Consider the following 21,399-nt stretch of genomic DNA (forward strand, 5'->3'; position numbering starts at 1 on the left):
GGCGGCGGGGGCGATGACCGGAGCGCGAGCACTGGCCGCCCTGCTGATCTCCGGGGCGAGCGGGTTCGTGGCTGGCCGTTGGGCAGCGCGTGCACGCCGCTGGCCGGGCTCTCTCGCCGAGGAGCAGGCCGCGCTGCGGCGGGTCGCCACGCTGGTCGCCCGCGGAGCCGCCCCGGAGGACGTGTTCGCCGCCGTCACCGCGGAGGCCGGCCGGGTGCTCGGCTCCGACCACACGAGCATGATCCGATACGGCCCCAACGGCGTCGGGACCATCATCGGCGCGTGGACCAGCACCGGCGCACCTGGGCCCGTCGCCGTCGGTGAGCGAGTGCCCCTCGGGGGGTCGAACCTGTCCACCGTCGTGTTGGAGACGGGCCGACCGGCGCGGATCGACGACTACGCCGGCGCGTCGGGTCCAGCGGCCGAGCTCGCCCGCGCCTGGGGCATCCGGGCCGCGGTCGGGGTGCCGATCAAGGTCGAGGGTCGGGTGTGGGGCGTCATGACGGCGGTGTCCACCTCGGAGCAGCCGCGGCCCGCGGAGGACGAGGCACGCCTGGCCGCGTTCACCGAGCTGGTCGCCACGGCGATCGCCGACGCACAGGCGCGGGTGGAACTGCGCGGGTTCGCCGAGGAACAGGCCGCGCTGCGCCGGGTGGCCACGCTGGTGGCGCGGCCGGCCCGACCCGAGGAGCTGTTCGCCGCCGTCAGCGAGGAGGTCGGCCGGCTGCTGGACGCCGACTTCACCGCGCTGGGCCGCTACGAGCCCGACGGCCTCGTCACCGGCGTCGGCATCTGGAGCGCGAGCGACGACAACCAGGAGACCGGCGTGCGTGCCAGCGTCGGTGGGCGGAACGTGACCACCCTCGTCCACGAGACGGGGCGGCCCGCGCGGATCGACGACTACGGCGACACGTCGGGATCGGTCGCCGACATCGTCCGGCAATGGGGCCTCCACTCGTCGGTCGGCGCGCCGATCAGCGTCGAGGGCCGGCTGTGGGGCGTCATCGTGGTCTCGTCCGCCGGCGAGCAGCCGCTGCCGGCCGACACCGAGGCCCGGCTGGCTGCCTTCACGGAGCTGGTCGCCACCGCCATCGCCAACGCGGAGAGCCAGGCGCAGCTGACGGCGTCGCGGGCCCGGATCGTCGCCGCGGCGGACGACGCGCGGCGCCGCATCGAGCGGAACCTGCACGACGGCGCCCAGCAGCGGCTGGTCACCATGGCGCTGCAGTTGCAGGTGGCGCAGGCGGCGGTTCCGCCCGGGAACCCCGAGCTGGCCACCCAGCTGGACGACCTGGTGGTCGACGTGACCAGCGCGGTGGACGAACTGCGTGAGCTGGCCCGCGGCATCCACCCGGCGGTACTCGCGGAGCGTGGCCTGCCGCCCGCGCTGAAGGCACTGGCCCGCCGGTGCCCCGTGCCGGTCCAGCTGGACGTGCGTGCCGACCAGCGGCTGCCCGAGCCGATCGAGGTCGCCGCCTACTACCTCGTCGCCGAGGCGCTCACCAACGCCGCGAAGCACGCGAACGCCTCCACCGTCCACGTCGAGGTCGAGATCGGGGAAGCCGGCGACGTCCTGCGCGTCCGGGTGCGCGACGACGGCCGCGGCGGCGCCCGTGCCTCCGCGGGCACCGGGCTGATCGGCCTCGGCGACCGCGTCGAGGCGCTGGGCGGCCGGCTCCGGGTGCACAGTTCCTCCGACGCGGGCACCACCGTGCACGCCGAGTTCCCGCTGGGCGCCGGCCCCGCGGTCTCCGCATGACGGAACAACTCGGGGGCGCCGTGGCGTTGCCCGTCGCCATGGAGATCTCCGTGGTGATCGCGTCGCGGCCCGACGTCCCGCCCGAGGAGGAGCTGCGCACCGCCGTGGCGGCCGACCGGCTCGGCTACCGAGACCTCTGGGTGGGCGAGGGCTTCGTCTGGGACGCGTTCGCGCTGGCCACCGCGGCCGGCCGGGCGACGGAGCGGATCGCGCTCACGGTCGGCCCGATCCCCGTCTCCGTCCGGGACCCCGCCTCGATCGCCCGCGGCGCCGCCTCGACCGCCGCGCTCGTCGGGCGCCCGGTCGGGGTCGCGCTCGGGACGTCGAGCGTGCGGGTCGTCGAGCGGATGCACGGGCGGTCCCGCAAGCGCGCCGTCACGACGATGGCCGAGAGCGCGCAGGCGCTCCGGGCCCTCTTCCGCGGCGAGGTCGCCGACTTCGCGGGGGAGACCGTCTCCACCCACGGGTACCGGCTGCGTCTCGACCCGCCCGGCGGGCCGATCACCCTCGCCGCGTTCGGCGACCGCGCGATCGCAGTCGCCGCCGCGCACGCCGATCGCATGGTGCTCGACCTCGTCTCCCCCGAGCAGGTCCGGCACTACCGCGCCAAGCTCGACACCGCAGCCCGGCAGGTGGGCCGGCCCGCGCCACGGCTGGCGGCGTGGCTCCCCGCGGCCGTCGACCCCGGCCCGGAAGCCCGGACGCAGGTGCTGCAGAGCCTGGTCGGCTACCTCGAGGTGGCCGGGTACGGGGAGATGTTCGCCGCCGCGGGCCTCGGCGAGGCGGTGCAGATGGCCGAGGTCGGCGCCACCCGTGACGAGCTGGTCGCCGCGATCCCCTCGGCCGCCGCGGACCGGATCGGACTGGTCGGCGACCTCGCCTCGGTGCGCGAGCGGCTCGCCGCCTACGCCGACGCAGGCCTGGACGAGGTGGCGCTCGTCCCCGCCACGGCAGGTGACCCCGGCGGGGAGCGGACCCTCAGCGCTCTCGCGGCTTGCGCGCCTCGATGAGGTACCGGGTCGAATGGGCCACGAACGGGCCATCGGACTCGATCAGCTCGTGCAGCTCCCGGAGCCGATCGCGGTAGGCCTCGACGGTGAACCCGGGGACCATCCAGATCACCTTCCGCAGGAACCACGCCACCGCACCGACGTCCCGGAACTCGATGCGCAGGCGCGCGATCCGCAGGTCGACGACGTCCAGGCCGGCAGCGCAGGCGTCGCTGCGCGCCCGATCGGGATGGCGGCCGTTGCGGATCTTCTCGGGCAGCGGCCCGAGGAAGTACTCGACCAGTTCGAACACGCTCGCCGGCCCGACGTGCTGGGCGAGGTAGCTCCCGCCGGGCCGGAGCACGCGAGCGATCTCCTCCCACCACACCGTGACGGGGTGGCGGCTGGTCACCAGGTCGAACGCGGCGGCGCCGAACGGGAGCGGCGGCTCGTCGGGGTCGGCGACCACCGCCACGCCGCGCGGGTGCAGCAGCTGCGTGGCGTGCGCGACGTTCGGTGGCCACGACTCCGTGGCCACCATCAGCGGCGGGTACGCGGGCACCCCGGCGAGCACCTCCCCACCGCCGGTCTGCACGTCGAGGGCGGCCGACACCCGCGGCAGCCGCTTCGCCAGCAGACGCTGGTAACCCCACGGCGGTCGTTCCTCGGTGGCACGTCCGTCGAGCCAGGAGAAGTCCCAGCCCTCCATCGGGGCCGCCTCGGCCTCGGCAACGAGATCGTCGAACGTTCGGTGCACGCGGCATCCCTACCGCATCCCGGGGCGTGCGCGCCGGGGACATCGGCGCGCTATCCGTGCAGCGTCGCCAGGGTCAGCACGTACGGGACGTCGATCACCAGCTCGGCGTCCGATGACGACTCGGCGACGAGCATCTCCGTGAGCGCCCTGCGGGCGGCGTCCCACCTGCCATCGGTGCGCAGCTCCTCCACCGCCCATGCGAGCGGGCCGAACTCCGGCAGCGCGTCGAGCAGGGCGTCGGCCGACGGCCAGCGGACGGTGACCGTGCAGGCGGTCGTCTCCACGGAGACCGGGAGATCGGCGAAGATCGACCGGACGGCGTCCGGGTCGGCCCAGTCGGTCGGCATCGGGCCGGGCTCCTCGTTGGCCTGATGGTTGGGCTCTTCGTCCACGGCCAGGAGTCCGAAGACGATTCCACCGATCTTCGAGTACACCGAGTCCGGGCTCCACGCCGTCGACGCGATCGCCCCGCCGGGACGGCAGACCCTCACGAGCTCGGCGGCCATGGCCCGCTGATCGGGTGCGGCCATCGCACCGAAGGTCGAGAGCACCCGGTCGAAGGACCGGTCGGGGAACGGCATCGCGGTCATGTCCGCCTCGACCCATTCGATGCGCACCCCAGCCGCGTCCCCGCGGCGACGGGCGATCGCCAGCAGCTCGGGAGTGAGATCGAGCCCGGTGACGCGACCCCCGGCGCGCGCGGCGGCGATGGCCGTCGGACCGTGCCCGGTGGCGACGTCCAGGACGTCGAGCCCCTCCACTCCGACCACGGCGACGAGGTTCGTACCGACCTCGGAGAACCGGTCCCCCCAGCTCGCGTAGTCACCGACCGCCCACACAGAACATTCCATGCGAGCTATATAACCACGAGAGGATTTATCGTGGGCGGCCGGCCGGCCGACAGCAATCCACGGCACACGGGGTGCCGTTCACGGTGCAGCCCCCGGCCGGCACGTCGCCGAGCGACAGCGGGGCGGCGTCGTGCAGGTGCTCGGCCACGAGCTCGGCCACCATGTCGGCGAACCGCGGGTCCGGCCCGGCCGTCGCGGCGCGGGCGAACCCCATGCCCAGCTCCTCGGCGCGCTCGCGGGCCTCCGTGTCGAGGTCCCAGATCACCTCGACGTGGTCGGACACGAACCCGATCGGCGCCACCACCACCGCGTGCACGCCACGGGCGTGCAGGGCGTCGATGTGGTCGACGATGTCCGGCTCCAGCCACGGCACCTGCGGCGGCCCCGAGCGCGACTGCCACACGACGTCGTACTCGGAGACGCCCAGCTTCGCGGCGACCAGCCGCGAGGCCTCCGCGATCTGCCGCGAGTACCGGTGGCCGCCTTCATCCGGCGGCCCGGCCGCGGCGTCGGCGGCGACGGGCACCGAGTGGGCCGTGAACACGATCCGTGCGGCGTCCCGCTGGTCCTCGGGCAGCGTCGACCGCGCGGCACGCACCGCGTCGGCGTTCGCCGCGACGAAGAGCGGGTGGTCGAAGAAGTGGCGGAGCTTCACCAGCTCGGGGGCGCGCTCCCCCACCGCCTTGCGGGCGCGGGCGATGTCCTCCTGGTACTGCCGGCAGGCCGAGTAGCCGCCGTAGGCACTGGTGGCGAACACGAGCCCGCGCCGCACGCCGTCGCGGGCCATCTCCGCGACCGTGTCCTCGACCATCGGGTACCAGTTGCGGTTGCCGAAGTACACGGGCAGCTCGATGCGCTCCCGGACCGCCGAGATGATCTCCCGGTTGCGCGCGTTCAGCGGGCTGACGCCGCCGAAGTGCTGGTAGTGCTCCTCGACGGCGTCGAGGCGCTCGGCCGGCACGCCGCGCCCGCGGACGACGTTCTCGAGGAAGGGGCGCACGTCGGCCGGCCCCTCCGGGCCGCCGAACGACAGCACCAGCAGGGCGTCGAACTCGCTCACAGACGCATTAGACACCTATGGCGTGGAAGCCGCCGTCGGCCCACACCATCGAGCCGGTGGTGGCCGGCATCCAGTCCGAGAGCAGCGCGCAGACGGTCTTCGCCACCGGCACCGGGTCGTTGACGTCCCAGCCGAGCGGCGCACGGCCGTCCCACGCGTCCTCGAACGCGGCGAAGCCGGGGATCGACTTCGCCGCCATCGTCCGCACCGGCCCCGCGGCGCACAGGTTGACCCGGATGCCCTTCGGGCCGAGGTCGCGGGCCAGGTAGCGGGTGACCGACTCCAGGGTCGACTTCGCCACGCCCATCCAGTCGTAGGCAGGCCAGGCCTGGCGGTTGTCGAAGTCCATGCCCACGATGGAGCTGCCCGGGCCGAGCAGCGGCAGCAGCGCGGTGGACAGCGACTTGAACGAGTAGGCACTCACCTGGATCGTCTGCGCCACGTCCTCCCACGGCGCGTTGAGGAACGCACCGTCACCCAGGCAGGACGCAGGCGCGAAGCCGATCGAGTGCAGCACCCCGTCGAGCTTCGGGTCGTCGCCAAGGTGCGGGGACACGCGGTCGACGAGGGTGTCGAGGTGCTCCTGGTTGGCCACGTCCAGCTCGACGACCGGCGCCGCCTGCGGCAGCCGCTGCGCGATCCGTTCGACGAGCTTGAGCCGGCCGAACCCGGTGAGCACCACCTGCGCGCCCTGCTCCTGCGCCACCTTCGCGACGTGGAAGCCCAGTGAGGCGTCGGTGATCACACCGGTGATGAGCAGGCGCTTGCCGTCGAGCAGTCCCATGGAAGCCTTCCAGGTAGATGGTGTCGGGTCAGTGGCCCATGCCGAGGCCGCCGTCGACGGGGATGACCGCCCCCGTGACGTACCCGGCGCCGTCCGAGCCCAGCCACGTGACGGCGGAGGCGATCTCGTCGGCGCTCGCGTACCGGCCGAGCGGCACCTGGCCGAGGATCTCGGCCCGGCGGGCATCGGGCAGGGCGCGGGTCATGTCGGTGTCGACGAAGCCGGGCGCCACGACGTTCGCGGTGATGCCGCGCGAGCCCAGCTCACGGGCGATCGAGCGGGCGAGGCCGACGAGACCGGCCTTCGACGCGGCGTAGTTCACCTGGCCCGCGGAGCCGGTGAGGCCGACGACGCTCGAGATGAAGATCATGCGTCCGGACTTGGCCCTGAGCATGCCCCGGGAGGCGCGCTTGGCCACGCGGTACGCGGCGGTGAGGTTGGCGTCGATGACGCGGGTGAAGGAGTCCTCGCTCATGCGCATGAGCAGCGTGTCGTCGTTCATGCCGGCGTTGGAGACGAGGACCTGGACGGGCCCGTGCTTCTCCTCGACCTCCTTGAACGCCGCATCGACCGCTTCGGTGTCGGTGACGTCGCACTGCACCGGCAGCAGCTCCCCGGGCAACCCGTCGGCGCCGCTGCGGTGGGTCACCGCCACCTGGTCCCCCTGCGCCGCGAACGCCTTCGCGATCGCCAGCCCGATCCCGCGGTTGCCTCCGGTCACCAGCACGCTGCGTCCCACGCGCCCACCCTATGGGGCGCGCCCGCACCGGAGCGACCCCGCCTCGCCGCTCAGATCAGGTAGTCGCGCAGGCTGCGCGCGCGGGACGGATGGCGCAGCTTCGTCATCGTCCTGGCCTCGATCTGCCGGATCCGCTCACGGGTGACGCCGTGGACGCGGCTGATCTCGTCGAGGGTGTGGGGCCGACCGCCCGTGAGACCGAACCGGAGGCGGACGATGCTGGCCTCCCGGTCGGTCAGCGTCGTGAGTACCGCCCTGATCTCGTCCTGGAGCAGGACCTCGATCGCGGCGTCCGCGGCGACGACGGCCGCGGTGTCCTCGATCAGGTCGCCGATCGACGCACTGCCGTCGGGCCCGATGGTGGCGTCGAGGGAGACCGGGTCCCGCGCGAGCCGCTGCATCTCCTCGACCTGCTCCGGCGTCATCCCCAGGTCTGCGGCCAGGTCGGCGGCGGTGGGCTCGCGCCCCAGCTGGACGAGCAGCACGCGGCGCTGCCGCTCGAGCTTCATCACCAGCTCGGCGACGTGCGTCGGCAGGCGGATGGTGCGGCGCTTGTCGGCCATGGCGCGGCTGATCGCCTGGCGGATCCACCAGGTGGCGTAGGTGGAGAACTTGTAGCCCTTGGCGTAGTCGAACTTCTCGACCGCGCGGATCAGGCCGATGTTGCCCTCCTGGACGAGGTCGAGGAAGGCCATGCCGCGCCCGGCGTACCGCTTGGCCACCGACACCACCAGCCGCAGGTTCGCCTCCAGCAGGTTGATCCTCGCGCGGTCCCCGTCGCGGGCGAGCCACTGCAGGTCGCGCTGCGAGACCGGCACGCTCTCGAGGTGGCCGTCCGGGTGGTCGAGCCGCTGGGTGGCGTAGAGCCCGACCTCGATCCGCTTGGCGAGCTCGACCTCCTCCGCGGCCGTCAACAGGGCGACCCGGCCGATGCTCTGGAGGTAGGCGCGGACCGGATCAACGGCCGCCCGGGACTCGGCGGGCCTGCTGGACAGGGCGCCGGTCACGGTGTCTGCCGGTTGTAGACCGCGTCGAACGCGACCGCGGTCATCGACCGGGTCATCTCCCGGAAGAGCGCGAGCGCGTGGTACTTGTCGCCCACATCGGGCTTCTCGCCGGATCGCCGCACGTCCTGCCAGAGCGCCTCGACGTAGTCCAGGAGCGCCTGGCGGGCCTCGAGCTGCTCCACTCGAGCACGCTCGTCCATCCTCGTGAGCCGCGCGCTGTCGAGCGAGGCGAAGGACTCGATGACGTCCTCGGGAAGCTGCACGCGCGTCTCCTGATCGTAGCGCTACACCAGAGACGCTACGCTGTAGCGCCAGGTTCCTCAACGCACGGGGGTGAGATGACCACCGACACACACGGTCGTGTCCGACGGCGACCGGCGCTGACGCGCGACGAGGTACTCACCACCGCGTTGCGGCTCATCGACGCCGACGGCGTGGACGCCCTGTCGATGCGCCGCATCGGCAAGGCGCTCGACCGCGACCCGATGCGCCTCTACCGGTTCGCGTCGAGCAAGGAGGAGCTGCTCGACGGCGTCGTCGAGCTCGTACTCGGCGAGCTGCGCATCCCCGTCACCGACGGCGCGAGCTGGGAGGAGGTGCTGCGGGCAACCGCGCGCAGCTTCCGCAACATCGCGCTCTCCCACCCCCACGTCGTGCCGCTGCTGGTCACCCGGCCGCTCGCCACCCCACTCGCACTGCGCCCGCTCGGCACGCTGCGCCCGCTGGAGCAGCTGCTCGAACTCCTCATAAGTGCGGGCTTCGACCGGCGCGGCGCCCTGCACGCCTACCGGCTCTACACGGGATTCCTGCAGGGCCACGTGCTCAACGAGCTGCAGGAGCGCGTGCACGACCCCGACGAGACCGACGACCTGCTCCGGCTCGGGCTCCACCGGCTCCCCGTGCGGGAGTTCCCCCGGATCCGCTCACTCGCCGCCGAGCTCGCCGCCTACGACGGGCTGCAGGAGCTCGACGAGGGCCTCGACGTGGTGATCGGCGGGCTGCGCCGCCAGCTGGACGCGAACACCGAACGTCCGCAATGACAGGAGCCCGCCCCCGAGACGGGGACGGGCTCCGGTCAGAGCAGGTGAATCAGATGACGCGCACGCCGGTGGCCTGCGGGCCCTTCGCGCCCTGGCCGACCTCGAACTCCACGCGCTGTCCCTCTTCGAGGCTGCGGAAGCCGCCGGCGTTGATCTCCGAGTAGTGCACGAAGACGTCAGCGCCGCCGCCGTCGGTGGCGATGAAGCCGAAGCCCTTCTCGCCGTTGAACCACTTCACAGTTCCCTGTGCCATTTCTGCTCCTCGCAGGTTGAGGGGCCCGCCACGTGCGAGCCCGGCCGAGCTCGGTGGTGAGAGGGCGGCGTCCTTGTGACGCCGCATCCCATCGCCTCGAGTCAGATCCCTGCGTGCGTAAGACACGAACACGGAAACCGAACGACCTGTTGTAGTCAACCATGGAAGCCCCGGACATGTTCCACCGAGTGCCCGCGACACGCCGTCAGGGCAGCCGGCGTCCCAGGGCGATGCCGGCACCGAGGCCCACCACCAGGAGCAACGCGCCCCCTGCCAGCCACGGCCTGCTGACGTCGACCCGCCGGACCTCGTAGCCGATCTGGTCCGACAGATCGGCGTACACCTGCCGCAGCTCGCTCTCGCTGGCCGCCGTGAAGAACTGGCCACCGGACAGTTCGGCGATCTGGCGCATCGACGCGTCGTCGACGGCCACGGGCGTGCGCTCCCCCGGGTTGATCTCGATCGTGCCGTAGTCGGTGCCGAAGGAGATCGTGGACACCGGGATCCCGGCCTCCGCGGCCGCGCGTGCCGCGGTGAACGCCCCGCGCGGCTCCTCCTCGGGCATCACGCCACCGGGAACGGTCTGCTTGCCGTCGCTCATCAGCACGATCCGTGCCGGCGGCGGCCCGTCCGCCCCGGCCCCCGCGATGGCCTGCGAGAACGTCTCCACCGACTGGATCGCCGCGAAGATCGCCTCACCGGTGGCGGTCGACTCCGACAGCTTCAGCCCGTCGACCGCCCGCTTGACCGGCTCCCGGTCGACGGTGGGCGACACCAGCACCGCGGCCGTGCCGGCGAACGACACGAGGCCCAGGTTGATCCCGGGCGTCAGCTGTTCGGCGAACGCCTTGGCGGCGACCTGCGCGGCCGCCAACCGGTTCGGCTCCACGTCGGTGGCCTGCATCGACAGCGACACGTCCACGACCAGCACGACGGTGGCCCGGTTGCGCGGCACCCGTGCCTCCGCCTGCGGGCCGGCCAGCGCGATGGTGAGCACGGCGAGCGCGGCGACGAGCGCGGCCGCGGGGAGGTGCCGGTACCAGCCCGGCCGCTTCGGGGCGACCCGGTCCAGCAGATCCAGGTTGGTGAAGCGGATCGTGTCGCGGCGGCGCCTGCGCAGCAGCAGCACGTAGCCGACCAGCAGCACCGCCACGACGACGAGCAGCAGCAGCCACCACGGGTGCGAGAACATCTACCGCCCTCCCGACCATGCGCGCTTGCGCGCGAGGACGAATCGCACGACGTCGGCGATCCAGTCCGAGTCGGTGCGCAGCGTGAGGTGCGCCGCCCCGCACCGGCGCAGCGCGGCCGCGACCTGCTCCCGGTGCTCGGCCGCAGCGGCCGAGAACTCGCGCGCCAGCAACGGCGTGATCGTCACCTCCCGCTGCCGCCCGGACTCCGGGTCGGCCAGTACGACGGTGCCGACGTCGGGCAGCTCCAGCTCCCGCGGGTCGAGCACCTCGACGGCGAGCAGCTCGTGCCGTGCCGACAGCGCCCGCAGCGGGCGCTCCCAGTCCGGCTCGCCGAGGAAGTCGGAGATCACGACCGCGAGCCCGCGGCGACGCGGCGGGCGGCGCAGCTGCTCGACGGCCGCCGCGAGGTCGCCGCGGGTGCCCTCGGGCGCACGCGGGGTGGTCGCTACGCGCCGCAACATGCCCTGGGCGTGGGCCAGGCCACCGCGAGCCGGGATGCGGACGAGCTTCTCCCCCGTGGCGACGAGCACACCGATCCGGTTGCCGCCGCCGCGGGTGAGGTGGGTGACGGCGCCGAGCGCCGCGATCGCGAGATCGCGCTTCTCGCAGGTGGCGGTGCCGAAGTCGAGGCTGGCGGACAGGTCCATCACGACCCACGTCTCCAGCTCGCGGTCGGCCATCGTCTCGCGCACGTGCGGCGACGTGGTGCGGGCGGTGGCCGCCCAGTCCATGTGCCGGACGTCGTCGCCCGGCACGTAGAGCCGCGACTCGCCGGGCTCGCTGCCCGGTCCTGGCACCAGCCCGAGGTGGTTGCCCTGCAGCAGCCCGTCCAGTCGGCCGCGCACGGTGAGCTCCAGCGTGCGCAGCGCGGCCTCCATCCGGCCCTCGCGGAAGGAGGGTGGGGCCGAAGGCGCGTGGCGGCGCCCCGGCCCGGAACCCCCTTCGGTGTCACCACCCTCGGGAGGGCCGTTCTCGCGGACGTCGGGCCGGCTCACGCCGAGCTGCCCGCCGGATACGGCGCGGGGCCGCTCTGCGGCCGGGCGGTGACCTGCGGCAGCGGCACCGTGGCGAGCACCCGGGAGATGATGTGATCCATCGGCACCTGGTCGGCGACCGCGTCGTAGGACAGCACGAGCCGGTGGCGCAGCACGTCGGGCCCCACGTCGAGCACGTCCTGCGGCAGCACGTAGTCGCGGCCGCGGATCAACGCGAGCGCGCGCGCCGCCGCCACGATGCCGAGCGTGGCGCGCGGCGACGCACCGTAGGACACCCAGTTGGCGATGTCGGACAGGCCGTGCTCCCCCGGCGTGCGGGTGGCGACCACGAGGCGCACCACGTAGTCGACGAGCGCGTGGTGCACGAACACCCGGGTGGCCACCTTCTGCAGCCGCGTGAGCTCTACGGGGTCGATCACCTGCTGGGCGACGGGCGGCTCGGCGCCCATCCGGTAGACGATCTCCCGCTCCTCCTCGACGCCCGGGTACTCGACGATGATCTTGAAGAGGAACCGGTCGCGCTGCGCCTCGGGCAGCGGGTACACGCCCTCGTTCTCGATGGGGTTCTGCGTGGCGAGCACCAGGAACGGGTCGGGCATCGGGAACGTCTGGCCGCCGATCGACAGGTGCCGCTCGGCCATCACCTCGAGCATCGCCGACTGCACCTTCGCCGGGGCGCGGTTGATCTCGTCGGCCAGCACGAAGTTGGCCACCACCGGGCCGAGCTCGACGTCGAACTCCTCGCGCCCCTGCCGGTAGATGCGGGTGCCGAGGATGTCGGCGGGCACCAGGTCCGGGGTGAACTGCAGGCGCGAGAACGTGCCTCCCACGACCTTCGCGACCGTCTCGACCGCAAGGGTCTTCGCGACGCCCGGCACTCCCTCCAGGAGGAGGTGGCCGCGGGCCAGGAGGCCGACGAGCATCCGCTCGACCAACCGGTCCTGACCGACGATCACGCGCTTGATCTCGAAGACGACGCGCTCCAGGCGCTCCCCTTCGCTCGCCGGGCTCGGGACGGACTCCTGCACGCTCACGGGCCCATCCCACCCTGCGGGCCGTGAGACGCCGGTGAACCGGCGCTTCCGCCGCCGTTGCCCATCGCCGCGCCAGCGGCGGATGGTCAACGAAAGGTGGACGATCGGAAGGCGTCAATGATTCATTGACATGAGAGAGGATGGCACGCATGCCGGATGCTCAGGTGGTCGTGATCGGAGTGGCCAGCAGTGCGGGTACGCACCACGCGGGCCAGGACCAGGCCCCTGCGGCCTTGCGAGCCGGCGGGTTCGTCGAGCGGCTACGGGCCGCAGGCGTGACCGTCGAGGACCGTGGCGATCTCCTCCACGAGGTCTTCACCGCCGACGAGATGGGCTCCACGGCCCGCAACCTGAGCGCGGTCGCCCGCGTCGCGCGGGCCGTGGCCGACGTCGTCGACGCGGTGCTGGCCCAGCACGCGCTACCGCTGGTGCTGGGCGGCGACTGCACCATCACCCTCGGCGTCGTCGCGGGCGCCCAGCGCCGGGACCGCACCGTCGGCCTCCTCTACCTCGACGGCGACGCCGACCTGGCCACCCCGGAGACGACCGGGAGCGGCGTGCTCGACGCCATGGGCATCGCCCACCTGCTCGGCCTCGCCGACACCGAGCTGGCCCGCCTGGGCGCCGGTCCGCCGATGCTGACCGACGAGCGGCTCGCCCTCATCGGCTACGACGAGACCGATCCCGAGACGTTCAAGGCCGACGTGCTGCACAACCGGCCCGACCTGGTCCGGTTCGCCGACCACCAGGTCCGCGCCGATCCCGCCGGCTGCGCGCGGGCAGCACTGAACGCGCTGCGGCGACACACGTCGAGCCTGGTCGTCCACTTCGACGTGGACGCCGTGGACTCCCGGGACCTGCCGCTGGCCAACTTCCCCCACTACGGCACCGGGATCTCCCTCGCCGCGGCAGGCGAGGTGCTGGCCGTCCTGTGCGGCGCACCGACGCTCGCCGCCGTCGTCCTGACGGAGGTCAACCCCAGCTACGACCCCACCGGCCACCAGCTCACCCGCTACCTCGACACCGTCACCGGCGCGATCACGCGCGGCCTCGCAGGGCGGTGACGGACGGCCCGCCTGCTGAGAGCACGCGCGCCGCCTGGGGCAGCAGCCCTCTCGTGCGCATCGGGACCACGCGCACGTTCCCGCCGGTGTAGGGCGCCTCGATGCCCATCGCCGCGTCAGCGGCGGATGGTCAACGAAAGGCGGACGATCGGAAGGCGTCAATGATTCATTGACCTATGAGAGCATCAGGGCGGCCCGAAACGGGGGGAACCGACATGCGCCGAGACCTGGACGACGCTGCTAAACGGCGCCTCCACCGCCTGCACCTCGACTCCCGGGCACTGATCGACCTGTTCGCCGACCGGCTCACCGAGCAGCAGCTCAGATGGTCGAGGGAGTTCAGCGGTGTCGGCGAGTGGGGCGAGCTGGTCGAGGGCTTGTGCGCTTACCTCGTCAAGGGCCGGCTCCCGGTCACCCCGGCAGAGCGGGACGCCCTGGCTGCCGTGCTGGCGCAGTTCACCCGCCCCAACCCGGACTACAGCTACATCGACGACCCCGAGGGGACCCTCGCGGCGCTCACGGTCCGGGGACCGGCCATCCGGATCGCCCGGCTCTTCGACGGCAAGGACACCAACGACGATTGGACCTTCGACCCTGGCCGGCCACGCATCACCGACCCTGCCGAGCTGGCCGGGATCGTGGATTTCCTCCGCTCAGGCACGATCATCGTGCGCATCTCCGGCCTGGACCGCGACCGCCTCGACCCGACCCGCGGCGAGGCGGTCCCGCTGTCCACGATGACCGACGGCGAGTGGATCTGGAGCGACGGGCTGCGCTACTACGTGCAGACGCACCGGATCGCGCCCGAGCCGGACTTCCTCGCACACATGGCCGCCCACGACTACGTCGCCCCGCAGCCGGACAAGGCCGCCCGGCAAGCGGCGCTCGAGCACCTGCGGAACCAGTAGGAACGCCGCCAGGGCGCAGGCGGCCGGGCTCAGAGCACGCGCGCCGCCTGGGGCAGCAGCCCTCTCGTGCGCATCGGGACCACGCGCACGTTCCCGCCGGTGTAGGGCGCCTCGATCATCCGGCCGTTGCCGACGTACATCGCGACGTGGTGGATCGGGGCGCCCGGGTTCTGGTAGAAGATCAGGTCGCCCGGGCGCACATCGGAGACCGGCACCCGGTCACCTGCGTGGAACTGGTTGCGGCTCACCCGCGGCAGGGAGATCCCGACGCCACTGAAGGCGTACTGCATCAGGCCGGAGCAGTCGAAGCCGACGCGGTTGAGCGGCGACCCGAACGCGTCGGGGATACCGGTGCTCGGGCCGCGGCCGTTGCCGCCGCCCCACACGTACTGCACCCCGATCTGCGACATCGCCCGGTCGATCACGCGCCGCACCGCGGCACCGCCCCGCAGGCTGTCCGCGCGCCCCTCGACGGCCACACGCGCAGCGGCGGCGTCCCGCTCGGCCCGCTCCCGCGCCGCGCGCTCCTCCGCCATCCGCCGCTGCCAGTCGTCGAACCGCTGGCGTTGCGCGCGCAGGCCCGCGTCGGCCGACTGCGCCGCGTCGAGCTGCCGCTGCACGCCCGCCCGCTGCGCCGCCACCTGGGCCAGCTGCTCCGCCTGGGCGCGGGCGGCCGCCTGGGCGACCGCAACCGCCTCGTCCGCAACCGCCTTGGCCGCCCTGGCCGCGGCCTCGGCCTTCTTCGCACCGTCCAGGGCCGCCCGTGCGGAGGAGTCGGCGTTGGCCTTGTCGACGCGCGCGCGTTCCAGACCCTCCTGGGCCTGAAGCTGGGTGCGCGCGACCAGGTCGGTGTACTCGGCGCGCGCCAGCAGGTCCTCGGGGCTCGTGGCGTCGGTGATCAGCCCGAGCGGCCCCGCGTCGAGCCCCTGCAAGTAGGTGCTGGACACGATCTCGTCGAGCCGGGACCGCGCCTGGTCGATCGCGACCGTAGCGGCCTGCGTCTCGATCCGCGCCGCCTCGGCCCGCCTCTTCGCCGCCGCCGCGGCGTCCTGCGCGGCCTGCAGGTCCACGAGCGCCGCCTCGGCGGTCTCGCGCTGCGCCGCGAGCGCCGCCTGCAGATCGTCGGTCATGCTGTCGAGCTCGGCGAGCTCGGCCGTCAGCCGTGCGACGTCACCGGCACGCGCGTTCACGGCCTCCCGGCTGTGCCGCAGGTCGTCGTCGCTGGGGTTCGGCGGTGGTGCCGGCTGGGCCAGCGCCGTGCCCGTTCCGCTCAGCGCTCCACCCAGTACGGCCACCAGCAGGGCCAGCACGAGCGTGCGTCGATTCCGCACGAGCCGCACGAGACCGACCTCCTCCGTCGCGCCAGTGATCGTCGTGTAAGTGATCTCTGCGAGCGCTCGCACTGTGCCATTTCCACCGCGGATGCACCCGGCGCCACACCCGCAACGGGCGCAACTTCCACCACATCGGTGTACGGGGAGCGGGGCTCGACGCGATAGCAGGACAAGCGTACTGTTTGGGGTGCGGGGCCTGTCGTACCGCGGAGGTGTCGGTGCGCGAGACTCCGGGCAACCCGAACCAGAGCGCCCACCACGCCAGGAGGACTGTTCACTCATGAGGGAGCGCAGCGACCGAATCATCGGCACAGCCAGCGCGAATGCGGCGGCCGAGCGCAGCGAGGTCGGCGAATGAGCACCGACAGCTTCGGAGCGAAAGGGACCATCCAGGCCGGCGGGTCGGAGCACGAGATCTTCCGGCTGTCCGCCGTCGAGGGGGCCGAGCGCCTCCCGTTCAGCCTCAAGGTGCTGCTCGAGAACCTCCTGCGCACCGAGGACGGCGCCAACGTCACCGCCGACCACATCCGCGCCCTCGCCAACTGGGACCCCTCGGCCGAGCCGGACACCGAGATCCAGTTCACGCCCGCGCGCGTGGTGATGCAGGACTTCACCGGCGTGCCCTGCGTGGTCGACCTCGCCACCATGCGGGAGGCCGTCACCGAGCTCGGCGGCGACCCGGCCAAGGTCAACCCCCTCGCCCCCGCCGAGCTGGTCATCGACCACTCGGTGATCATCGACGTCTTCGGCCGCCCGGACGCCTTCGAGCGCAACGTCGACTTCGAGTACCAGCGCAACAAGGAGCGCTACCAGTTCCTCCGCTGGGGCCAGGGCGCGTTCAGCGAGTTCAAGGTCGTGCCGCCGGGCACCGGCATCGTGCACCAGGTCAACATCGAGCACCTGGCCCGCGTCGTCATGACCAGGAACGGCCAGGCCTACCCCGACACGCTCGTGGGCACCGACTCGCACACCACGATGGTCAACGGCCTCGGCGTGCTCGGCTGGGGCGTCGGTGGCATCGAGGCCGAGGCCGCCATGCTCGGCCAGCCCGTCTCGATGCTCATCCCCCGCGTGGTCGGCTTCAAGCTCACCGGCGAGATCCCGGCGGGCGCCACCGCCACCGACGTGGTCCTGACGATCACCGAGATGCTGCGCAAGCACGGCGTGGTGGGCAAGTTCGTCGAGTTCTACGGTGAGGGCGTCGGCGCCGTGCCGCTCGCCAACCGGGCCACGATCGGCAACATGAGCCCCGAGTTCGGCTCCACCGCGGCGATCTTCCCGATCGACGAGGAGACCGTCCGCTACCTGAAGTTCACCGGCCGGCCCGACGCCCAGGTCGAGCTCGTCGAGGCCTACGCCAAGGAGCAGGGCCTCTGGCACGACCCGTCCCGCGAGGCCGCCTACTCGGAGACCCTCGAGCTGGACCTGTCCACGGTCGTCCCCTCGATCGCCGGGCCGAAGCGGCCGCAGGACCGCATCGCCCTGTCGGAGGCCAAGGAGGCGTTCCGGGGAGCCATCGTCGACTACGTCGACCACGGCGCCGACGACCCGGACGACGCGGCGGGCGCGGTCTCCTCGGTCGACGAGTCGGTCGAGGAGACGTTCCCGGCCAGTGACCCGGCCAGCCCCAGCGCGCACGGCAACGGTGACGGCGGGAAGCCGCGGACCGCGGTCTCCGCGGCCGCCGGCGCGACGGGCCGCCCGACGAAGCCGACCCTGGTGACGACGGCGGACGGAACGTCCTTCGAGCTCGACCACGGCGCCGTCGTGATCTCCTCGATCACCTCGTGCACCAACACCTCGAACCCCTCGGTGATGCTCGGCGCTGCGCTGCTCGCCAAGAACGCCGTCGACAAGGGCCTCGCCGTCAAGCCGTGGGTCAAGACGTCCATGGCGCCGGGCTCCAAGGTCGTCACCGACTACTACGAGAAGGCCGGCCTCTGGCCGTACCTGGAGAAGCTGGGCTACCACCTGGTCGGCTACGGCTGCACCACCTGCATCGGCAACTCCGGCCCGCTTGCCGAGGAGATCTCGGCCGCCGTCAACGAGGCCGACCTCGCGGTCGTGTCCGTGCTGTCGGGCAACCGCAACTTCGAGGGCCGGATCAACCCCGACGTCAAGATGAACTACCTGGCCTCGCCGCCGCTGGTCATCGCGTACGGGCTCGCCGGCACGATGGACTTCGACTTCGAGACCCAGCCGCTCGGCCAGGACACCGACGGCAACGACGTCTTCCTGCGCGACATCTGGCCCTCGCCGCAGGACGTGCAGACGACGATCGACAACTCGATCAACCAGGCGATGTTCACCAAGGACTACGCCGACGTCTTCGCGGGCGACGAGCGGTGGCGCTCGCTGCCCACGCCCGAGGGCGACACCTTCGAATGGGACCCCGAGTCCACCTACGTCCGCAAGCCCCCGTACTTCGAGGGCATGCAGCCGGAGCCGTCGCCGGTGCAGGACATCTCGGGCGCCCGGGTGCTCGCGGTGCTCGGCGACTCGGTCACGACCGACCACATCTCCCCCGCCGGCTCCATCAAGGAGGACACGCCGGCCGGGCAGTACCTGCGCGAGCACGGCGTGGAGAAGCGGGACTTCAACTCCTACGGCTCCCGCCGCGGCAACCACGAGGTGATGATCCGCGGGACGTTCGCCAACATCCGGCTGCGCAACCTGCTGCTGGATGGCGTCTCGGGCGGCTACACCCGGGACTTCACCCAGGACGGCGGGCCGCAGGCGTTCATCTACGACGCCGCGCAGAACTACGCCGCCCAGGGCACTCCCCTGGTCGTACTCGGCGGCAAGGAGTACGGCTCCGGCTCGTCCCGCGACTGGGCGGCCAAGGGCACCGCGCTCCTGGGCGTCAAGGCGGTCATCGTGGAGAGCTACGAGCGCATCCACCGCTCCAACCTGATCGGGATGGGCGTGCTGCCGCTGCAGTTCCCGCAGGGGGAGTCGGCGAGCTCGCTGGGCCTCGACGGCACCGAGACGTTCGACATCAGCGGGGTCACCGCCCTCGACGAGGGTTCGACGCCGCGGACCGTGCACGTCACGGCCACCAAGGAGTCCGGCGAGAAGATCGAGTTCGACGCCACCGTCCGCATCGACACGCCCGGCGAGGCGGACTACTACCGGAACGGCGGGATCATGCAGTACGTCCTGCGTGGCATGCTGCGGAGCTGACGCTCCTCCCGAAGCCCCCGCCCGCTCCCTGGGCGGGGGCTTCTTCGTACCGCCCAGATACTCGTCTGCGTATACTCGCGCACGAGTAAGGGAGGTTGGATGGCCCGCAAGGTGCGCAACCTGCTCGGGCTCGCCGTGCTCGCCGCCGTCGCCGAACGGCCGATGCACCCCTACGAGATGGCCACCGTGATCCGCGAGCGCGGCAAGGAACGAGACATGGGCCTCAAGTGGGGCTCGCTCTACACGGTGGTGGGCAACCTCCACCGCCACGGGTTCATCGAGGTCGCCGAGAACGCCCGCGACGGTGCTCGGCCGGAGCGCACCGTCTACCGGATCACCGGCGACGGCCGCCGCGAGCTGCAGGACTGGGTTCGTGAGCTCATCGCCGTGCCCGTCCACGAGCCGCCCCGCTTCGAGGCCGGGCTCTCCGTGTGGGTCGCGCTCGACCCCGACGAGGTCATCGGGCTGCTGCGACAGCGACTGGCCCGGCTCGACGAGGAGAACGCCGCCCAGCGCGCAGCGCTCGAGGCCCACCGGCGGCAGGTCCCCCGCATGTTCCTCGTCGAGGCGGAGTACGACCTCGCCCTCCGCGAGGCCGACGCCGAGTTCACCCGCGGGCTGCTCGACGAGCTGGCGCGCGGCGCCTTCCCCGACCTCCGGCAGTGGCGCGACTGGCACGCGGAGGGAGGAGACCTCACCGGCAACTGAGAGAACGGCCCCGGCGGGTGCGGCAACACCGCGCCGGGGCCTCCTACCCCGCACCGAACCGCGGACGGGCACCGGCCACGAGGTGGCACTGATCAGGATAGCCGGGGCTCCTCCGTCGTTCGGGCATGCACGCATCCCGAGAAACGGAGCAGTCATGACCGACATCCGCCCGTACCGCCCGCAGGCACCGGGCATGGAAGGCCCGATCGCCCGCTGGTACGCCCGCATCCGCGGCACCGCGACGCAGCTCGCCACCGTCCGGGCGCAGGCCGCCGCCCTGACCGCCGGCCTGCCGCAGGACGCCCGCGTCCTCGAGGTCGCCCCCGGGCCCGGCTACCTCGCCGTCGAGATGGCCCGCTTCGGGTTCGACGTCACGGGCGTCGACCTGAGCGCCACCTTCGTCCAGCTCGCCACCGATGCGGCCCGCCGCGCCGGCGTGGAGGCCCGGTTCCTCCGCGCCGATGCCGCCGACCTCCCCCTGCCCGACGCCTCGGTCGACCTGGTGGTCTGCCAGGCCGCGTTCAAGAACTTCGGACGCCCCGTGGCCGCGCTCGACGAGATGCACCGCGTGCTCCGCCCCGGCGGCACGGCGGTGATCGGTGACATGAACCGCGACGCCACGGCCGCGGACATCCACCGTGAGGTCGCCGCCATGGGACTCGGACGCCTCAACACCGCGTTCACGCGGATGGCCCTGTCCGGCCTACGGCGGCGCGCCTACGCGGCCGACCACTTCCGTGTCACCGCAGCGGCGAGCGCCTTCGGCTCGTGCGAGGTGCGGGTCGACGGCCTGAGCCTGGAGGTCCGCCTCTCCCGCACCGCCTGAGTCTCCCGTTGCGGCAAAGCCACTTTCCGGCAACGCCGCTTCCGGAAAGTGGCTTTGCTGCAACGGCTTCACCTCACCCTCCCCGTGCTCCTCCCCCGGCCGCCGTGGTCGTCAACGATCCGTTGTCGATCCGATGGCGTCAATGAATCGTTGACAGAATGTACGGACTATCGTCCGAGCCGTGACCATCGCGCTCGCCGGCCTCGCCGTGGCAGTCGGAGCGCTCGTACAAGGGGCCGTCGGGTTCGGGCTCGCGCTCGTGGCCGCCCCGTTCCTCGCGATCATCGATCCGCGCCTGCTGCCCGTGCCGATGCTGATCCTCGCCACGGCACACGCGATGCTCGCGCTGCGCCGCGAGTTCCGCCACGCCGACTGGACCGGCGTCGGCTGGGCGTTGCTCGGCCGCCTCCCGGGCATCGCGCTCGGCGTGCTCGCGGTGGCGGTGCTGCCGCCGCGCTGGTTCGCGGTGGCGGTGGCGATCATCGTGCTGACCTGCGTGGCGCTCTCGGTGGTGCGGTGGCGCCCCCGCCCCACCGTGCCGGCGCTGCTCGTGGCCGGGATCGTGTCCGGCGCGGGCGGCACCGCGTCGTCGATCGGCGGACCACCGGTCGCGCTGCTCTACCAGGACGCGCACGGCCCCCGGGTACGCGCCACCCTCGGCGCCTACTTCGCGGCGGGCTCGCTGCTCTCCATCGCAGGCCTGCTCGTCGGCGGCCAGGTCGACGCCGACGCGCTCCGCGCCGCCGCCCTCCTGGCGCCGTTCATGATCGTCGGCTTCCTACTGTCGAGCCCGGCCCGCCGCCTCCTCGACCGGGGCTGGACCCGCCCCGCCGTGCTCGCCCTGGCGGCAGGCGGCGCGCTCGCCCTGCTGGGCCAGGCCGCGCTCGCCTGACTGTGAGGATGGTGAAGCTGGCT

Annotated in this window: 21 protein-coding genes; 9 read left to right on the forward strand and 12 right to left on the reverse strand. The window is 72.6% G+C overall.

Annotation, left to right across the window (positions count from 1 at the left end):
• Positions 1-13: 13 nt before the first annotated feature.
• Positions 14-1,759: a sensor histidine kinase gene (locus tag FB388_RS15060; protein ID WP_142101396.1), complete on the forward strand. Its 1,746-nt coding sequence runs from the start codon at positions 14-16 to the stop codon at positions 1,757-1,759.
• Positions 1,756-2,769 (forward strand): LLM class F420-dependent oxidoreductase, encoded by a 1,014-nt coding sequence (locus FB388_RS15065; protein ID WP_246121949.1) that lies wholly within the window; start codon positions 1,756-1,758, stop codon positions 2,767-2,769. Before FB388_RS15060 ends, FB388_RS15065 begins: the two co-directional genes overlap by 4 nt.
• Here FB388_RS15065 and FB388_RS15070 read toward each other — a convergent pair.
• The 7 genes from FB388_RS15070 to FB388_RS39940 all read right to left on the reverse strand — a co-directional run bounded on the left by FB388_RS15070 (position 2,738) and on the right by FB388_RS39940 (position 8,209).
• Positions 2,738-3,457 (reverse strand): class I SAM-dependent methyltransferase, encoded by a 720-nt coding sequence (locus FB388_RS15070; protein ID WP_211362065.1) that lies wholly within the window; start codon positions 3,455-3,457, stop codon positions 2,738-2,740. The two genes, FB388_RS15065 and FB388_RS15070, sit on opposite strands and share 32 nt — an antisense overlap.
• 98 nt (positions 3,458-3,555) lie before the next feature.
• A complete protein-coding gene (locus FB388_RS15075) occupies positions 3,556-4,356 on the reverse strand; it encodes a class I SAM-dependent methyltransferase (RefSeq protein WP_142101400.1) in 801 nt (266 codons plus the stop codon).
• Between the two features lie 25 nt (positions 4,357-4,381).
• A complete protein-coding gene (locus FB388_RS15080; protein ID WP_142101402.1) occupies positions 4,382-5,416 on the reverse strand; it encodes a ferrochelatase in 1,035 nt (344 codons plus the stop codon).
• Positions 5,417-5,423: 7 nt separating this feature from the next.
• A complete protein-coding gene (fabI, locus tag FB388_RS15085) occupies positions 5,424-6,200 on the reverse strand; it encodes an enoyl-ACP reductase FabI (RefSeq protein ID WP_142101404.1) in 777 nt (258 codons plus the stop codon).
• A gap of 28 nt (positions 6,201-6,228) precedes the next feature.
• Positions 6,229-6,939: a 3-oxoacyl-ACP reductase FabG gene (gene fabG, locus FB388_RS15090; RefSeq protein WP_142101406.1), complete on the reverse strand. Its 711-nt coding sequence runs from the start codon at positions 6,937-6,939 to the stop codon at positions 6,229-6,231.
• Between the two features lie 50 nt (positions 6,940-6,989).
• A complete protein-coding gene (locus FB388_RS15095) occupies positions 6,990-8,060 on the reverse strand; it encodes an RNA polymerase sigma factor (RefSeq protein ID WP_425468561.1) in 1,071 nt (356 codons plus the stop codon).
• Positions 7,943-8,209: a hypothetical protein gene (locus FB388_RS39940; RefSeq protein ID WP_211361928.1), complete on the reverse strand. Its 267-nt coding sequence runs from the start codon at positions 8,207-8,209 to the stop codon at positions 7,943-7,945. The genes FB388_RS15095 and FB388_RS39940 overlap by 118 nt, the downstream gene beginning before the upstream one ends.
• 75 nt (positions 8,210-8,284) lie before the next feature.
• Here FB388_RS39940 and FB388_RS15100 point away from each other — a divergent pair, with 75 nt between their 5' ends.
• Positions 8,285-8,986 (forward strand): TetR/AcrR family transcriptional regulator, encoded by a 702-nt coding sequence (locus FB388_RS15100; RefSeq protein ID WP_142101410.1) that lies wholly within the window; start codon positions 8,285-8,287, stop codon positions 8,984-8,986.
• 49 nt (positions 8,987-9,035) lie between these two features.
• On the opposite strand, the gene FB388_RS15105 is transcribed toward FB388_RS15100, so the two are convergent.
• From FB388_RS15105 to FB388_RS15120, 4 genes are all read right to left on the reverse strand, one after another.
• Positions 9,036-9,239: a cold-shock protein gene (locus FB388_RS15105; RefSeq protein WP_142101412.1), complete on the reverse strand. Its 204-nt coding sequence runs from the start codon at positions 9,237-9,239 to the stop codon at positions 9,036-9,038.
• A gap of 205 nt (positions 9,240-9,444) precedes the next feature.
• Positions 9,445-10,431 carry a VWA domain-containing protein gene (locus tag FB388_RS15110; RefSeq protein WP_142101415.1) on the reverse strand — a complete coding sequence of 329 codons (987 nt, stop codon included), beginning with the start codon at positions 10,429-10,431 and terminating at the stop codon, positions 9,445-9,447.
• On the reverse strand, positions 10,432-11,310 hold the full coding sequence (locus tag FB388_RS15115) for a DUF58 domain-containing protein (protein WP_142103156.1): 879 nt from the start codon (positions 11,308-11,310) through the stop codon (positions 10,432-10,434).
• A gap of 113 nt (positions 11,311-11,423) precedes the next feature.
• Entirely contained in the window at positions 11,424-12,461 is a 1,038-nt protein-coding gene (locus tag FB388_RS15120; RefSeq protein WP_142101417.1) for an AAA family ATPase, read from the reverse strand.
• Positions 12,462-12,610: 149 nt separating this feature from the next.
• Between FB388_RS15120 and FB388_RS15125 the strand changes: the two genes are divergently transcribed.
• Both FB388_RS15125 and FB388_RS15130 read left to right on the forward strand, forming a co-directional pair.
• A complete protein-coding gene (locus FB388_RS15125; RefSeq protein ID WP_170225617.1) occupies positions 12,611-13,525 on the forward strand; it encodes an arginase family protein in 915 nt (304 codons plus the stop codon).
• Between the two features lie 215 nt (positions 13,526-13,740).
• Positions 13,741-14,433, forward strand: coding sequence for a hypothetical protein (locus tag FB388_RS15130; RefSeq protein ID WP_142101420.1), 693 nt, complete (start codon positions 13,741-13,743; stop codon positions 14,431-14,433).
• Positions 14,434-14,462: 29 nt separating this feature from the next.
• Here the strand turns inward: FB388_RS15130 and FB388_RS15135 are convergent, their stop codons facing one another.
• Complete coding sequence (locus FB388_RS15135; protein WP_142101422.1) at positions 14,463-15,773, reverse strand: C40 family peptidase; 1,311 nt, start codon at positions 15,771-15,773, stop codon at positions 14,463-14,465.
• Positions 15,774-16,121: 348 nt separating this feature from the next.
• Here FB388_RS15135 and FB388_RS15140 point away from each other — a divergent pair, with 348 nt between their 5' ends.
• The 4 genes from FB388_RS15140 to FB388_RS15155 all read left to right on the forward strand — a co-directional run bounded on the left by FB388_RS15140 (position 16,122) and on the right by FB388_RS15155 (position 21,376).
• Positions 16,122-18,950: an aconitate hydratase gene (locus FB388_RS15140; protein ID WP_142101424.1), complete on the forward strand. Its 2,829-nt coding sequence runs from the start codon at positions 16,122-16,124 to the stop codon at positions 18,948-18,950.
• Positions 18,951-19,049: 99 nt separating this feature from the next.
• Positions 19,050-19,658: a PadR family transcriptional regulator gene (locus FB388_RS15145; protein WP_142101426.1), complete on the forward strand. Its 609-nt coding sequence runs from the start codon at positions 19,050-19,052 to the stop codon at positions 19,656-19,658.
• Between the two features lie 154 nt (positions 19,659-19,812).
• The gene (locus FB388_RS15150; protein ID WP_142101428.1) at positions 19,813-20,484 is read left to right on the forward strand and encodes a class I SAM-dependent methyltransferase; all 672 of its coding nucleotides are present in this window, start codon (positions 19,813-19,815) and stop codon (positions 20,482-20,484) included.
• Positions 20,485-20,665: 181 nt separating this feature from the next.
• Positions 20,666-21,376: a sulfite exporter TauE/SafE family protein gene (locus tag FB388_RS15155; RefSeq protein WP_142101430.1), complete on the forward strand. Its 711-nt coding sequence runs from the start codon at positions 20,666-20,668 to the stop codon at positions 21,374-21,376.
• The last annotated feature ends 23 nt before the right edge of the window (positions 21,377-21,399 follow it).

It is taken from the genome of Pseudonocardia cypriaca (genome assembly GCF_006717045.1).
GTDB lineage: Bacteria > Actinomycetota > Actinomycetes > Mycobacteriales > Pseudonocardiaceae > Pseudonocardia > Pseudonocardia cypriaca.

What these genes read in the sequence shown, in the direction of transcription:
- FB388_RS15060 (WP_142101396.1), top strand. Translation starts at nt 14, where the DNA reads ATGACCGGAGCGCGAGCACTGGCCGCCCTGCTGATCTCCGGGGCGAGC.
- FB388_RS15065 (WP_246121949.1), top strand. Translation starts at nt 1,756, where the DNA reads ATGACGGAACAACTCGGGGGCGCCGTGGCGTTGCCCGTCGCCATGGAG.
- FB388_RS15070 (WP_211362065.1), bottom strand. Translation starts at nt 3,457, where the DNA reads ATGGAGGGCTGGGACTTCTCCTGGCTCGACGGACGTGCCACCGAGGAA.
- FB388_RS15075 (WP_142101400.1), bottom strand. Translation starts at nt 4,356, where the DNA reads ATGGAATGTTCTGTGTGGGCGGTCGGTGACTACGCGAGCTGGGGGGAC.
- fabI (WP_142101404.1), bottom strand. Translation starts at nt 6,200, where the DNA reads ATGGGACTGCTCGACGGCAAGCGCCTGCTCATCACCGGTGTGATCACC.
- FB388_RS15100 (WP_142101410.1), top strand. Translation starts at nt 8,285, where the DNA reads ATGACCACCGACACACACGGTCGTGTCCGACGGCGACCGGCGCTGACG.
- FB388_RS15105 (WP_142101412.1), bottom strand. Translation starts at nt 9,239, where the DNA reads ATGGCACAGGGAACTGTGAAGTGGTTCAACGGCGAGAAGGGCTTCGGC.
- FB388_RS15110 (WP_142101415.1), bottom strand. Translation starts at nt 10,431, where the DNA reads ATGTTCTCGCACCCGTGGTGGCTGCTGCTGCTCGTCGTCGTGGCGGTG.
- FB388_RS15115 (WP_142103156.1), bottom strand. Translation starts at nt 11,310, where the DNA reads ATGGAGGCCGCGCTGCGCACGCTGGAGCTCACCGTGCGCGGCCGACTG.
- FB388_RS15125 (WP_170225617.1), top strand. Translation starts at nt 12,611, where the DNA reads ATGCCGGATGCTCAGGTGGTCGTGATCGGAGTGGCCAGCAGTGCGGGT.
- FB388_RS15130 (WP_142101420.1), top strand. Translation starts at nt 13,741, where the DNA reads ATGCGCCGAGACCTGGACGACGCTGCTAAACGGCGCCTCCACCGCCTG.
- FB388_RS15140 (WP_142101424.1), top strand. Translation starts at nt 16,122, where the DNA reads ATGAGCACCGACAGCTTCGGAGCGAAAGGGACCATCCAGGCCGGCGGG.
- FB388_RS15145 (WP_142101426.1), top strand. Translation starts at nt 19,050, where the DNA reads ATGGCCCGCAAGGTGCGCAACCTGCTCGGGCTCGCCGTGCTCGCCGCC.
- FB388_RS15150 (WP_142101428.1), top strand. Translation starts at nt 19,813, where the DNA reads ATGACCGACATCCGCCCGTACCGCCCGCAGGCACCGGGCATGGAAGGC.